This window comes from Crossiella sp. CA-258035 (assembly GCF_030064675.1).
Classification (GTDB): domain Bacteria; phylum Actinomycetota; class Actinomycetes; order Mycobacteriales; family Pseudonocardiaceae; genus Crossiella.
In genome coordinates this window covers 6,226,046-6,239,171 of the sequence record NZ_CP116413.1, presented here as the reverse complement: position 1 = coordinate 6,239,171, position 13,126 = coordinate 6,226,046, and the positions used below count along the sequence as shown (strand labels likewise).

Sequence of the window (13,126 nt, the reverse complement as noted above, 5' to 3'; positions counted from 1 at the left end):
GGAGCTTCACGGTGGACAGGAACCTGAGTCGGCGCACGGTGTTACGCGGCTTGGCCGTGGCTGCCGCGGGGGTGGCCGGTGGGTCGGTGCTGGCCGGTTGCTCCGGTGGCCCGGCCACCGCGCCGACGACCACCGCTGGCCCGGCCAAGCCCGGCGGCACCCTGCGCGCCGCGCTGGTCGGCTCCGGCGCGGCCGAGACGCTGCAACCGTTCCAGCAGTCCAGCACCCTGGACACCGCGCGCGCCAAGGCCCTGCACGGCGTGCTCGGCACCCTGGACCCGAACGCCCCCGACGGCGTGCGCTACCAGGTGCTGACCGGGATCGACCGGGCCGCCGACCTGTCCAGCTACACCCTGCGCGTGCGCAAGGGCCTGAAGTTCACCGACGGCAGCCCGGTCACCGCCCGCGACGTGCTCGCCTCGCTCGCGCTGGCCGCGAGCACCGGCACCGGGCACTACGTGCGGCTGCTGGCCGACTTCGACCTCGACCGCGCCAGGGCGGACGGGGACGACAAGGTGCTGCTGCCCACCCGCAAGCCCATCGCGGACGGGCACCTGGTGCTGTGCATGGGCACCGCCTACGTGCTCAAGGCGGGCACCACCAACGTGACCAAGGACCTGCCCACCTGCGGGCCGTTCAAGCTCATCGAGTTCGAGCCCGGCCGGGGCAGCAAGCTGGCCAGGCACGACGGGTTCGCCGGTGACGACCTCAGCCCGCCCCGGCTGGACGGCGTGGAGCTGCTGTCCATCGCCGACCCCGAGGCGCGGCTGAACGCCCTGCGCGGCCACCAGGTCGACTTCGTGCACGACCTGACCCCGGTGCAGGCCAAGGTGCTGGCCACCGACAACAGCGTCCGGGTGCTGGAGTCGGCGATGGCGCTGTCCACCGGCCTGGTCTTCGAGCTGAACCTGGGCCACCAGCCGTTCCAGGACCTGCGGGTGCGGCAGGCGTTCAAGTACGCCATCGACCGTCGGTCCATTGTGGACAACGTGCTGTTCGGGCGTGGGCACATCGGCAACGACCTGTTCTCCCTTGGCTTCCCCGACTACGCGGGCGAGGTGGAGCAGCTCAACTACGACCCGGACCGCGCCCGCGCGCTGCTGCGCGAGGCCGGCGCGGCGAACCTGCCGATCACCCTGACCACCGGCCCGGAGACCGCGGGCATGGTGGAGGCGGCGACCCTGGTGGTGGAGCACCTGAGCAAGGTCGGGGTGCGCGCGAAGCTGGACGCCCGCCCGCCGGGGCAGCTGTTCACCGACTACATGGCCTACACCCAGCTGCCGTTCGCGGGCAGCTACTCGGTGGCGGTGCCCGCGATGCTGTACTACCAGTCGCTGTTCACCGCGGGCTCGCCCAGCGGGTTCGGCTGGAACCGGCCCGATGTGGACGCGCTGGTCGTGCAGGCCAGGGGCACCGCGGACGCGGGCCGGAGCAAGGCGGCCGCGGTGGCCGCGCAGCGCCTGCTGTGGGCCGAGGGCAACACCATCGTGCCCGCGTTCCGGCCGATGCTGTGCGCGGCCAACCCCAGTGTGGCCCCCGGCGACGGGTTGCTGGAGCAGTATCCCGGCTTCCTGCACACCGGTCTGCGGTGAGCGCGTTCCGCTATGTGCTGCACCGGTTGCTGCCCGCCGCGCTGACCATGGTGGCGCTCTCGGTCGCGGTGTTCGCCGCCACCGAGGTGCTGCCCGGCGACGCGGTCGGCGTGGTCGCCGGACCGAACGCCACCCCCGTGCAGCTGGCGCGCGTCCGGGCCGAGCTGGGCCTGGACCGCCCCGCGGTGGACCGGTACCTGGAGTGGGCCGGTGGTGCGCTGCACGGGGATCTGGGCCGTTCGCTGATCGGCGGCCGGCCGGTGGCCGACATCCTCGGTGACAGCCTGCCCAACAGCCTGCTGCTGGCCGGGATGGTGTACGCGCTGCTGATCCCGCTGGCGCTGCTGCTCGGGGTCACCGCGGGGCTGCGGCCGGGCAGCGTGCGGGACCGGCTGATCTCCGGCGCGACCCTGCTCGGCGTCGGCGTGCCCGAGTTCCTCACCGCCGGGCTGCTGCTGGCCCTGCTCACCCACACCCTGGGCCTGGTGCCGGGGGTGGCGGTGGTGCCACTGGGCGGTTCCGCGCTGGACGCCCCGGAGACGCTGGTCCTGCCGGTGCTCACCCTGCTGCTGCTCAGCCTGGCCGCCACCACCCGGCTGATCCGGGCCGCGGTGGCCGGGATCCTGGCCGCGCCGTACCTGGAAGCCGCGCGGCTCAACGGGATCCGCGGTCGGCGCCTGGTGCTGCGGCACATCCTGCCGAACACCCTCGCGCCCGCGGTGCAGGTGCTGGCCACCGGCGCGGGCGGCCTGCTCGGCGGCGCGGTGGTGGTGGAGACGGTGTTCAACTACCCGGGGCTGGGCTCGGCGCTGACCACCGCGGTGACCCTGCGCGATGTGCCCACCCTGCAAGGGGTCGCGCTGCTGCTGTGCGCGATCACCTTGCTGGCGCTGCTCTTGGGCGATGTGTGCACCCGGTTGCTCACCCCGTGGGCGGCCTCGTGATCCGCCGCTGGACCGCGTTCTCGGTGTGCGCGCTGGTGGTCGCGGTGGCGCTGCTCGGCCCGTTCCTGGCGGTCGGATCGCCGACCACCCCGGTCGGCGCGCCGTTCCAGCCGCCGGACCACCACTGCCTGCTGGGCACCGACAAGCTCGGCCGGGACGTGCTGACCCGGCTGCTGCACGGCGGTTACCTGGTGCTCGGCCTGTCCGCGCTGGCCACCGTGGTCTCCACCGCGCTCGGCGGGCTGGCCGGGATGCTCGCCGGGCTGTACCCGAACCGCTGGGGCCGGGCGGCGATCCGGGTGCTGGACGCGCTCACCGTGGCCCCGCCGCTGCTGGTGCTGCTGGTGCTGGCGGCCGGTTTTCCCGGCTGTGACCTGGTGATCGTGCTGGCCGTGGTGCTCACCACCGCGCCGATGAGCGCCAGGGTGGTGCGCGCGGCGACCAGCACGGTGGCCGCCCAGGGCTACGTCGAGGTGGCCCGCGCCCGGGGCGACAGCGTGTTTTCCCTGCTGCGGCACGACATCCTGCCCAACATCCGCGGCCAGCTGCTCGCCGACGCGGGAGTGCGCTTCGTGGCCGCGATCTACCTCAGCTCCACCGCGGGCTTCCTCGGCCTCGGCCACGGCGCGCCCGCGCCGAACTGGGGCCAGATGGTCGCGGAGAACCTGGCCGGGCTGTCGCTGACCGCCTGGCCGGTGCTCGCGCCCGCGATGTTGCTGGCGGCCTTCGTGATCGCGGTCAACCTGCTGGCCGACCAGTGGGGCAGGGTAGCCACGTGATCGCCTCGGTGACCGACCTGGTGATCACCGGCCCTGCCGGTCGCCGCCTGGTCGACGGGTTGTCCTTCACGGTGGCCGAGGGCGAGGTGGTCGCGCTGGTCGGCCGCTCCGGCTCGGGCAAGACCACCGCCGCACTCGCCCTGCTCGGCCACCTCCGCCCCGGCCTTTCCGTCCACAGTGGACTAGTCAAGGTGGCCGGCACCGACATGTTCGCCGACCTCACGGCACCCGACCTGCGCGGCCAGGTGATCAGCTACCTCGGCCAAGACCCCAAGGCGGGCCTCAACCCCGCCCGCCGCCTGCGCAACCAGCTCGCCGACACCGCCCGGGACCCGGCCGAGACCACCGCGTTGCTGCACCGGCTGAACCTGCCCGCCGATCCCGGGTTCCTGCGCCGCTACCCGCACCAGGTCTCCGGCGGGCAGGCGCAGCGGATCGCGCTGGCCATCGCGCTGGCCGCGATGCCGAGGCTGCTGGTGCTGGACGAGCCGACCAGCGGGCTGGACACCCGGCTGGCGGTGGAGTTCCGCGCGGTGCTCAAGGACCACCTGCGCCGCACCAAGGCCGCGGCGGTGGTGATCAGCCACGACGCGAACCTGGTGCGGGACCTGGCGCGGAAGGTGGTGTCGCTGGACCGAGCCCCAGCCGCGCAGTCCGTCGCGCAGGCGGCAGCGGTCGTCCGGACACCGGGGCGGCCGCTGCTCAGCGTCCGCGAGCTCTCCGCCACTCACGACCGCACCCCGGTCCTCCGCGATCTCTCCTTCGACCTGGCAGCGGGCGAATGCCTTGCCCTCACCGGACCTTCCGGCTCCGGCAAGACCACTGCCGCCCGCTGCCTGGTCGGCCTGCACCGCCCCAGCCACGGCCGCATCACCCTGCACAGCCCGGCCCCGCGCCGCCGCGCGATCGCCCTGGTGGCGCAGGACTCCCTCGGCGCGCTGAACCCCCGCGAACCCGTGCGCACCGCCCTGTCCCGCCCGCTGCGCCTGCCCAGGGCCGACCGCGCGGCCGAGGTGACCCGGCTGCTGCGCCGGGTGCACCTGGACCCGGGACTGGCCGAGCACCGCCCGGCCCGGCTCTCCGGCGGGGAACGCCAGCGGGTCAACCTGGCCAGGGCGCTGGCCGCGGGTCCGGAAGTGCTGGTGTGCGACGAGATCACCTCGGCGCTGGACCCCGGCACCAGGACCGCGATCCTGGACCTGCTCGACGAGCTGCGCGACACCCTCGGCCTGGCCATCGTGCTGATCAGCCACGACCAGGCGGTGGTGGACCGGATGGCCGACCGGGTGGTGCGGTTGTGAACCCGGTTGCTACACCGAGAAGACCAGCTCCTCGGTGTAGCGGCCGTCGGCGAGGTAGAACTTCGCCGACATGGTGCCCGCGCCCAGGTCGAACACCGTGCGCCACAGGGTGCGGACCGGGTAGCCGGTGGGGGAGCTGGCGTCGAAGCCGATGTCGGCCAGCGCGGCGCGCAGCGAGTCCGCGGACATGGTCGTCCCGGTGCTCTTGGTCAGCTGCCGGTAGCGCTGGAAGGTGAACAGCGTCTCGACGTTGTCCTCCGGCAGGTTCTCCGCGCTGGGGTGCCGGTGCAGCAGGTGGTTGGTCACGCACAGCGCGCCGTCGCCGTCGGTGATGTGCTCGTTCCCGCCCGGCCCGCGCTCCCAGACGAAGGCGTCCCCGCCGGCGTCGGCGACCAGGTAGTGCAGGGGAGTGCCCATGTCGTACTGCTTGGCGTGCAGCAGCGCGGCGCGGGCCTCCTCGGCGGTCCGGCAGGTGTCCAGCAGGAACCGGGGCAGCTGCACGCTGTTCACGCCGACCTGCGGGCCCTCGTCCACCGGGGCGGTGACGTTCTCCGCGTCGGCGATCAGCAGCACCACCGCGAGGCCGTGCTCGTTGATGCCGTCCATGCAGCCGTCCAGGGTGTCCATGGTCAGCACCAGCGTGGCCGGGCCGTCGACCGGCCTGCTGTGCACCAGGGTCGGCCGGGAGGCCATCGGCGGCTCGGTCGAGGGCGGCACCGGGGCGCCGGTCATCATCGCGAACAGCTCGGCCTGGCTGGTGGTGAAGAAGTCGTAGTTGCGGGCGAGCAGCCCGCGACCCTCCTCGGTCAGGTTCGGCGGCACGTGCGTCGCCGAGCAGGCCGAGCCGTTCGGCACCGGGCTCAGACCGTCCACATAGTACTCAGCCGCGTCGAAGTCCAGGCCGAGAGCCGTTGCCGCGCCCCGCATCCGCTCGTGGTGCTGCGGCCAGTTCAGCTGGAACCAGCGCCGCCGGGCCAGCTCCTTGCGCCGGTCCGCCGGGACCGGCCGCCAGCCGTAGGTCTGCTGCGCGGCAGTGGCCAGCGCGCCGCCGATCGCGGCCTGGTCGCCACTGGCGCTCACCTGGCGCAGGGTCAGGAAGTCCGAGCCGCCGCCACCGGCGACGATCGTGTTCGACATGTCAGTTCTCCTTGGTGTCGCGCCACATCGGCCACACGCTCGGGCCGTCGGGCAGTTCGATCGGGTTCCCCAGTCGCCGGAAGCCGTGCCGCTCGTACAGCGGCAGGTTCCGGCTCGAGCTGGCCTCCAGGTACGCGGGCAGTCCCTCGGTGTCCGCGCGGCGCAGGCCCTCGGCCAGCAGCGCCCCGCCGAGACCGAGTCCCTGCTTGCCTGGCGTCACCCCCAGGAACGCCAGGTACAGGTGCGGTTGCTCGATGGGATGCCGCTGTGCCAACAGGTCCACCAGGATCCGCAGCCGGGCGGGCAGTTCGACCTCCGGCGGCGGGGCGATCCGCGCGTCAGCCGGGACCGGCAGCCACACCGCGGCCGCGTCCGCCCCGGAGACGTCCAGGGTTCCGGCCTTCGCCGACTCCGCCACCGCCTGCTCGAACAGCCTGCTCGCGCTGACCCGCCGCTGCTCGGGCGGAGCAGGGAACATCCACCGCGTCAGCGCCTCCTCCAGGAAGACGTCGCACAGGATGTCGACGGCGTCTTGCGTACGCTGTATCGGTGCCATGGCTGAACTGTGCCGAGAGCACGTACGCCACGGCAACGAAATCGGGCGAACAGGGGAGATAACTCCACCAGGGCGTACTAGTACACTTAGCCGCGTGAGCGAGGTCGAAGCACCGTTCCGGCGCATCGCCGCCGCCATTGCCGCGCGGATCACCGCAGGTGGGCTGGGGCCAGGCGACCGGGTGCCGTCCACCCGCGCGGTGATGCGCGAGTGGGGGGTCGCGCTGGCCACCGCGGCCAAGGCGCTGGACCTGTTGCGGCAGCAAGGACTTGTCGAGACCCATCCGGGCGCGGGCACCGTGGTCCGCGCTCCCGCCGGTGCGCCCCGGCGGCCCTCCGCGGTCGCACCGAGCTTGACCAGGGTCCGGATCACCACCGCGGCGATCCGGCTGGCCGACGCCGAGGGCCTGGACGCGGTGTCCATGCGCCGCCTCGCCACCGAGCTGGGCACCGGGCCGATGTCGCTGTACCGGCACCTGGCCGGCAAGGACGAGCTGGTGTACCTGATGATGCGCCGGGTCTTCGCCGGCCGCCCGCTGCCGGTGCCGCCGCCGCCCGGCTGGCGGGCGCGGCTGACCGTGGTCTCCCGCACCCAGTGGGCGCTCTACCGCGCGCACCCCTGGCTGGCCGAGCTGGTCTCGATCACCCGGCCGCGGCTGGTGCCGGAGGCCATGGCGCACACCGAGTGGACGCTGGCCGCGCTGGCCGGGCTCAAGCTGAGCCTGACCGAGCGCCTGCGCGAGGCGATCACCCTGCCCGCCTACGTCCGCGGCGTGGCCCTCGCGCACTCCGCCGAGCTGGCCGCGACCAAGGACACCGGGCTGACCAGCAGCGAGTGGTGGCGGGAGCAGGAACAGGAGGTCATGGCGCACCTGAACTCCGGCCGCTACCCCAATTTGTCCACAATGGACTCGGCGGTGATCGAGGACCTGGACGGGCTGTTCGAGCACGGCCTGGCCCGGCACCTGGACGGCTTGGCGGCCCGGCTACGGTTGGGCGCATGAGCGAGGAGCGGCTCGACTTCACCGGCGTCGCCGACGACGACGTCACCTGGACCCTGCTCGGCACGCTGTACCTGCGGGCCTGGGAAAGCGGCGCACCGCGGCCGATCCTGGGCGACCACCACGCCGCCGAGGCGATCCGGCGGATCGACTACGACTTCGCCAAGCTGCACCGGCGGGTCCGCCCGGAGGCCAACCAGTACCTGGTCGCCCTGCGCGCCACCCAGTTCGACGACTGGGCCGTCGACTTCCTGCGCCGCCACCCCGACGCCGTGGTGCTGCACCTGGGCTGCGGCCTGGACAGCCGCGCGCTCCGGCTGGTCCCGCCGTCCACAGTGGACTGGTTCGACCTGGACCAGCCCGAGGTGATCGAGCTGCGCCGCAAGCTGTACCCGGAACGCGAGCACTACCGGCTGATCGGCTCCTCGGTCACCGACCCGTCCTGGCTGGCCGGCATCCCGGCCGACCGCCCGGCGCTGGTCATCGCCGAGGGCCTGCTGCCCTACCTGGGCGAGGCCGAGGTGCGGCAGCTGCTCCAGCGCCTGGTGACGCACTTCGGCTCCGGCGAGCTGCACTTCGACGCCGGTGCGCGCTGGCTGGCCAAGCTCTCGCCGCTGGGCGCCTGGGGCCTGCGTGACGCGCGCGAGGTGGAGCGCTGGCACCCGCGACTGCGCTGCCTGGAAGAGGTCGCCTTCACCGCCCGGTACGCCAGGATCCCGTCCCCGGCCTACCGGCGGCTGTACCAGGTCATGAACGCGATCCCGTTCTGCCGCAACATCTTCCGCGAGTACCGGTTCAGCTTCTGAGCACCGCCGCCGCGGCCAGGACCGCGCCCAGCTGCGCCGCGACCTGCTGCCGCAACGGGATCGGCCTGCCCGGCAGGTCGTCGGCCGCCCGCAGCCACCCGGTGAGCAGCTCCTCCGTCCGTGCCCGGGCCGCGCGCAGCGGCGGGCGCACGTTGCCCGCGGCGCGCTCGGCGTCCAGCAGCCGGAGCAGGGTGCCTGCCATGCGCGGCAACATGGTGTGCGGCAGCGACTGGAAGGAGCAGACCTCGGCCACGGTCGCCGGGCGCGCCCCGTCCGGGCCTGCCGCGATCCGCTGCCAGCCCGCGTGCATCCGGTGGGCGGCGCTCAGCATGCCGCGCAGGCCGCGGTGGTGCGGGGTGTCCAGGCGCAACGCGGGCTCGGCCACCGTCAGCACCGACTCGACCGCCTCGGTCCCTGCCGAGAGGGCGGCCAGGCAGTCGTGCAGGGTCTCGGCGAGGCTCTGTTCGGACGGGTTGGTGTCGGCGGCGCGCGGATCGGTCCACAGCGGCACCTCGGTGATCACGGTGACCGTGCCGTGCCGTGCCGCGTACTCCGCGCTGCTCGCGCCGAACGCGCCCTCACCGGCGGGCGCGCCCTCGGTCAGCTCGGCCACCGGCGGCAGGCGCAGCACGCCGGGGGCCAGCTCGTTGGCGGCCGGGATCTCCCAGACCGCGTGCTGCCCCGGCAGGCCGGTCCACTCCGCCACCGCGGCCAGCGCGGCGACCACCTCTGGGCTCGCGCCGGTGGTGTAGTGGAACAGTCCGCCGTACTCGGCGTTGTGCAGCGAGGCTTGCACCACCGGGCGCAGCTCGTCGATCAGCCGGGACAGCGCGACCGTCTCCGGCAGCATCCGGTCGAAGTACCAGTGCTCGGCCAGGTGCGGGAAGGTCCACTCCGGCTGCTCGGCCAGGTCCGGCCGGTAGAAGCCGCGCGCATAGGCCTCCCGGTCGCCGGGACTGGCGAACCAGCTCTCGTTCAGCCGGGCCCCGTCCGGGTCGATGCACGGCACCAGGTGCCAGCGCAGCCCGGCCCGCAGCTCCGGCCGCGCGCACAGCAACCGGCCCAGCTCGCGCACGGTCAGCCCGCCCACCGGCTCGTTCGGATGTGGCCCGCCCAGCACCAGCGCGTTCGCGGTCCCGTCCCCGATCGAGGCCACCCGGATCGGCTCGCCCTGCCGCGAGGTGCCCACCCGCCGCACCGCCACCAGTTGCGGATACCGCCCGGCCAGCTCGTCCAGCTCCGCCTGCTGCTCGTCCACCGTCGGATACCGGTCCACCTCCGGCAGCCCGGCCAGCACCGCCCGAATCCCCTCGAACATGATCACCCCATCTGATAGCAACGCTATTCAATAGTGACGCTATCCTATGGAGCATGTCCGGCAGAAGAGCGGAGTCCAAGCTCCGCAACAGCCACGCCCTGGTCACCGCGGCCCGCCACCTGTTCCTGGCCGACGGCTACCACCGGGTCGGCATCCAGGCCATCGCCACCGAGGCCGGGCTGACCATCGGCGCCATCTACTCGCTGTTCGGCTCCAAACAGGGCCTGCTGCACGCGGTGCTGGCCGACCTGGCCGGCGGCGTCGAGCGGGAGGCGCGGGCACTGGCCGCCGAACCGGAACTGGACGCCCCCGCGGTGGTGACCAGGTACGTGCGCGCCTACCACGACTTCCTCTCCACCGTGCAGGGCTGGCGGGCCCTGCGGCTGGAGGTGGAGGCGCTGACCCTGGTGCTGGGCAGCGACGAGCCGGAGCAGGCGCTGGTGGAGTTCGGCGCGGGCAGCCGGGTCGCGCTGACTGAGCTGCTGCGCGGGCGGGAGCTGGCCGGGCGGCGGCTGGGCGCGGTGCGCGCGGAGCGGGCGTCGGTGGGGGTGACGGCGCTGGTGCGCGGGCTGGCGGTGCAGAGCGCGGTGGAGCCGGGGGCGGCTACGGCGCAGCGGTGGGTGGAGCTGGCGCTGGCGGTGCTGGCGGCGAGCTGAGAGAACGGGGGGCGGCGGCGTGGCGGCGAGCTGAGGGGACGGAGGTTCCTCGGGCGTGGCGTTGGCGGTGCTGGCGGCGGGTTGAGGGCAGCGGGGTTGGGCGGTGGTGCTGGCGGCGAGCTGAGGCGACCTGAGATTGGGCGGCGGGGCACCGGTTGTGCCGCGCGCCTGGTTGTGGTCTGGGGACGAGCCGGGCGGCGGCTGCGACCGGTCGGGCCGGTCCCGAGGTCAGTGCGCGGGCACCGAGACGCAGACCAGCTCGGTGTCCTCGATCGCCTCGACCGTGCCCGGACTGTCCCTGGGCACGTGCAGGTGGTCCCCGGCCTCCCCGCTGACCGTGCGCCCCGGCTCGCCGACCACGATCTTGCCGCGGATCACGACCCACACCTCGTCGTACGGAGCCGGCAGGTCGGCGCTCTCCCCGGCTCCGAAGAACGCCGAGTAGGTGCTCAGCGGCCCGCCCTCGGCGGCCTCGACCGCGGGCGTCATGACGATCCGGTGGTCCCCGAACCGGATCGGCCCGCCCTCGCCGCCCGGGGTGAAGCGGCGGACCGGTGGCGTCGTGGTGCTCACGGGTTTCCTCCCCCTTGTCCTCCAGCGCGCTGGAGCCAGCAACCTACACCTGACACCTCGACCACCAACCGTGCCGGAGGAGAGAACATGATTGTCACCGTTGCCGCGGTAGCCGACTTCGGCCAGTTCCTGCACACGTTCCAGACCAGGGGTGCGGAGACGCGGCGGGAGCACGGTTGCCGGGGAGCCCGGGTGTTCCGCGATCCCTTCGATCGCCAGGGAACTCGGGCTCCGGGGCGCGCCGTCGCCCGGCCTCACTCGTTGACGGCCTGGTACACCGTGGTCCAGAAGTCGTGGATGAGCCGGGGCGAGTCCGCGGTGGACATGCCGACCTGGGTGAGCAGGATGCCGATGACCTGGTTGGCCGGGTCGGCGTAGGTGGAGGTGCCGGTGCCGCCGTCCCAGCCGAACTGGCCGAGGGGCTGGTAGTCCGACCGGTCCACGCGCACCGTCATGCCGAAGCCCCAGCCGCCGTGCAGCCCGAGGCCGAAGGACACCTGCTGGGTGCGCCTGCCCAGCGCGTCCCTGGCCGCCTTCTGCTCCGGCGTGAGGCGGTTGGTGGTCATCAGCTCGACGGCGGCCCTGGACAGGATCCGCTCGCCCCGGTGCTGGCCGTGGTTGAGCAGCATCCGGAAGTAGGCGTGGTAGTCGTCGACCGTGGAGACCATCCCGCCACCGCCGGACTGGAACGCGGGCGGCTGGCTGTACCTGCCGGTGGCCGCCTCGTCCCAGACCAGGAACTCGCCGGTCTCCGGGTGCGGGGCGTAGCTGGGCGGCAGGCGGTCGATCTTGCTCGCCGGCACGTGGAACCCGGTGTCCCGCATGCCAAGCGGGTCGAGCACGCGCTCGCGCAGGAACGACTCGTGGGACTGGCCGGTGACCCGCGCGACGAGCACGCCGAGCAGGTCGGAGCCGATGTGGTAGCCCCACCGCTCGCCCGGCTGGTACATCAGCGGCAGCGTGCCGAGGCGGCGCAGCCACTCATCGGTCTCGGGCAGCGGCCCGGTGTGGCCGGTGAGCCCCAGCTCCTGGAGCTTGGCCTGGATCGGCAGCTCCGGCTGGGTCAGATCCATGGCGAGCCCGAAGGTGCAGGTCAGCACGTCCCGCACGGTGATCGGCCGCAGCGCGGGCACGGTGTCCTCCAGCGGGCTGTCGATCTGCTTGAGCACCCGCCGGTCGGCGAGCTCGGGCAGCCACCGCTCGACCGGGTCCTCCAGTCGCAGCCGGCACTCGTCGAGCAGGACCATCGCCGCGGCGGCGGCCAGCGGCTTGGAGGTCGAGGCCATCCGGAAGATGGTGTCCCGGCGCATCGGCGCGCCACCGTCGTGGCGCATGGTGCCGATCGCCTCGACGTGCGCCTCGCCGCCGCGGCTGACCAGGGCGACCAGGCCGGGGATCTTGCCGGAGTCGACGTGCCGGGTCAGCACCTCGCGGATCCGGCGCAGTCCGGTCGCGGAGAAGCCGCGGTTGTTCTCACTCATCACTGACTCCCTTGGGTTGACTTCCTGAGCGTTCGGAACTTCCCGAACAATGATGAACGTACATTGCGTTCACTAATCCGTCAACGAACAAGTCAGGTCGGATCACGTTGCCGAAAAGGAAGAAGCGGGCTGCATTGCAATAATTGTGCAGCTGAACGCAACGACGATCAGGCGCTGCATTGCAATGGACTGCGGGTGAATGCATACTTGCGGCGACCAGGGAGACAGGAGAGGCGCACCGATGCCCGGAGGCAGGCTCACCACCGAGGACCGGCAGCACATCGCCGAGGCGCTGGCCGAGGGGCTCGGGTACGCCGAGATCGGCCGGAGCCTGGGGCGACCGGCCTCGACGATCATGCGGGAGGTCACCCGCAACGGCGGGCCGGAGAACTACGAGGTGGACCGGGCGGAGGAGGCGACCCGGCACCGGGCGCGCCGCCGCAAGCAGGCGGCCGCACTGCCGCCGTGGATCCCGGACAGCGGTCACGGCCGCGATCCCCAGGCGGTCCAGGAGCTGGCCGAGTCCTACACCGAACTGCTGATCCAGCAGGGGATTCCGCGGATGATGGCCAGGGTGCTGGCCTGCCTGCTGCTCACCGACTCCGGCACCCTCACCGCCGCGGACCTGGTGCAGCGCCTGCGGATCAGCGCGGCCTCGGTCTCGCACGCGGTGACTTTCCTTGAGCAGCAAGGGTTGTTGCGGCGGGAACGGGCCACCGGAGTGCGCCGCGAGCGCTATGTCATCGACGAGGAGATCTGGACCCGGTCCACCGAGGCGGCGATGGAGATGAACAAGGTACTGACGGCCGCCTCGTTGCGCGCGGTGGCGGTCCTCGGCGCGGACACCCCGGCCGGCGCCCGGTTCGAGTCCTCCGCCGAGTACCTCCGCCTGGTGAGCGAGGCCCTGCGGAAGGTCAAGGAGCAGTGGGAGCAGCGCAAGGCCGCCCGGGAGACCGGGCGGCCGTGATGAGCTCTGGGGTGCG

Annotated in this window: 13 protein-coding genes; 8 read left to right on the top strand and 5 right to left on the bottom strand. The window is 73.0% G+C overall.

The window, feature by feature from the left end; all coding sequences use genetic code 11:
• Positions 1-11 precede the first annotated feature (11 nt).
• Genes N8J89_RS28070 through N8J89_RS28055 form a run of 4 tightly spaced genes read left to right on the top strand, consistent with a single transcriptional unit; the run spans position 12 to position 4,616 of the window.
• Complete coding sequence (locus N8J89_RS28070) at positions 12-1,592, top strand: ABC transporter substrate-binding protein (RefSeq protein ID WP_283660008.1); 1,581 nt, start codon at positions 12-14, stop codon at positions 1,590-1,592.
• On the top strand, positions 1,589-2,536 hold the full coding sequence (locus N8J89_RS28065; RefSeq protein WP_283660007.1) for an ABC transporter permease: 948 nt from the start codon (positions 1,589-1,591) through the stop codon (positions 2,534-2,536). Before N8J89_RS28070 ends, N8J89_RS28065 begins: the two co-directional genes overlap by 4 nt.
• The gene (locus N8J89_RS28060) at positions 2,521-3,315 is read left to right on the top strand and encodes an ABC transporter permease (protein ID WP_283660006.1); all 795 of its coding nucleotides are present in this window, start codon (positions 2,521-2,523) and stop codon (positions 3,313-3,315) included. The genes N8J89_RS28065 and N8J89_RS28060 overlap by 16 nt, the downstream gene beginning before the upstream one ends.
• The gene (locus N8J89_RS28055; RefSeq protein WP_283660005.1) at positions 3,312-4,616 is read left to right on the top strand and encodes an ABC transporter ATP-binding protein; all 1,305 of its coding nucleotides are present in this window, start codon (positions 3,312-3,314) and stop codon (positions 4,614-4,616) included. Before N8J89_RS28060 ends, N8J89_RS28055 begins: the two co-directional genes overlap by 4 nt.
• A gap of 9 nt (positions 4,617-4,625) precedes the next feature.
• On the opposite strand, the gene N8J89_RS28050 is transcribed toward N8J89_RS28055, so the two are convergent.
• Together N8J89_RS28050 and N8J89_RS28045 are read right to left on the bottom strand one after the other, a co-directional pair.
• Positions 4,626-5,753 (bottom strand): C45 family peptidase, encoded by a 1,128-nt coding sequence (locus N8J89_RS28050; RefSeq protein ID WP_283660004.1) that lies wholly within the window; start codon positions 5,751-5,753, stop codon positions 4,626-4,628.
• A gap of 1 nt (position 5,754) precedes the next feature.
• A complete protein-coding gene (locus tag N8J89_RS28045) occupies positions 5,755-6,309 on the bottom strand; it encodes a GNAT family N-acetyltransferase (RefSeq protein WP_283660003.1) in 555 nt (184 codons plus the stop codon).
• 94 nt (positions 6,310-6,403) lie between these two features.
• Between N8J89_RS28045 and N8J89_RS28040 the strand changes: the two genes are divergently transcribed.
• Complete coding sequence (locus N8J89_RS28040) at positions 6,404-7,312, top strand: TetR/AcrR family transcriptional regulator C-terminal domain-containing protein (RefSeq protein ID WP_283660002.1); 909 nt, start codon at positions 6,404-6,406, stop codon at positions 7,310-7,312.
• A complete protein-coding gene (locus N8J89_RS28035) occupies positions 7,309-8,115 on the top strand; it encodes a class I SAM-dependent methyltransferase (RefSeq protein ID WP_283660001.1) in 807 nt (268 codons plus the stop codon). The genes N8J89_RS28040 and N8J89_RS28035 overlap by 4 nt, the downstream gene beginning before the upstream one ends.
• Here the strand turns inward: N8J89_RS28035 and N8J89_RS28030 are convergent.
• The gene (locus N8J89_RS28030; RefSeq protein WP_283660000.1) at positions 8,105-9,433 is read right to left on the bottom strand and encodes a M14 family zinc carboxypeptidase; all 1,329 of its coding nucleotides are present in this window, start codon (positions 9,431-9,433) and stop codon (positions 8,105-8,107) included. The genes N8J89_RS28035 and N8J89_RS28030 overlap by 11 nt on opposite strands.
• A gap of 53 nt (positions 9,434-9,486) precedes the next feature.
• On the opposite strand from N8J89_RS28030, the gene N8J89_RS28025 reads away from it, so the two are divergent.
• Positions 9,487-10,089, top strand: a complete 603-nt coding sequence (locus N8J89_RS28025) for a TetR/AcrR family transcriptional regulator (RefSeq protein ID WP_283659999.1) — start codon at positions 9,487-9,489, stop codon at positions 10,087-10,089.
• A 228-nt stretch (positions 10,090-10,317) separates the two neighbouring features.
• Here the strand turns inward: N8J89_RS28025 and N8J89_RS28020 are convergent, their stop codons facing one another.
• Complete coding sequence (locus tag N8J89_RS28020; RefSeq protein ID WP_283659998.1) at positions 10,318-10,662, bottom strand: EutQ-related cupin domain-containing protein; 345 nt, start codon at positions 10,660-10,662, stop codon at positions 10,318-10,320.
• A 254-nt stretch (positions 10,663-10,916) separates the two neighbouring features.
• Positions 10,917-12,143: a serine hydrolase domain-containing protein gene (locus N8J89_RS28015; RefSeq protein ID WP_283659997.1), complete on the bottom strand. Its 1,227-nt coding sequence runs from the start codon at positions 12,141-12,143 to the stop codon at positions 10,917-10,919.
• Between the two features lie 241 nt (positions 12,144-12,384).
• On the opposite strand from N8J89_RS28015, the gene N8J89_RS28010 reads away from it, so the two are divergent.
• Positions 12,385-13,110 carry a GbsR/MarR family transcriptional regulator gene (locus tag N8J89_RS28010; RefSeq protein ID WP_283659996.1) on the top strand — a complete coding sequence of 242 codons (726 nt, stop codon included), beginning with the start codon at positions 12,385-12,387 and terminating at the stop codon, positions 13,108-13,110.
• The last annotated feature ends 16 nt before the right edge of the window (positions 13,111-13,126 follow it).

Excerpts from the sequence above, each read along its gene's own strand:
- N8J89_RS28035 (WP_283660001.1), top strand. The coding sequence starts at position 7,309 with ATGAGCGAGGAGCGGCTCGACTTCACCGGCGTCGCCGACGACGACGTC.
- N8J89_RS28045 (WP_283660003.1), bottom strand. The coding sequence starts at position 6,309 with ATGGCACCGATACAGCGTACGCAAGACGCCGTCGACATCCTGTGCGAC.
- N8J89_RS28025 (WP_283659999.1), top strand. The coding sequence starts at position 9,487 with ATGTCCGGCAGAAGAGCGGAGTCCAAGCTCCGCAACAGCCACGCCCTG.
- N8J89_RS28050 (WP_283660004.1), bottom strand. The coding sequence starts at position 5,753 with ATGTCGAACACGATCGTCGCCGGTGGCGGCGGCTCGGACTTCCTGACC.
- N8J89_RS28010 (WP_283659996.1), top strand. The coding sequence starts at position 12,385 with ATGCCCGGAGGCAGGCTCACCACCGAGGACCGGCAGCACATCGCCGAG.
- N8J89_RS28015 (WP_283659997.1), bottom strand. The coding sequence starts at position 12,143 with ATGAGTGAGAACAACCGCGGCTTCTCCGCGACCGGACTGCGCCGGATC.
- N8J89_RS28030 (WP_283660000.1), bottom strand. The coding sequence starts at position 9,433 with ATGTTCGAGGGGATTCGGGCGGTGCTGGCCGGGCTGCCGGAGGTGGAC.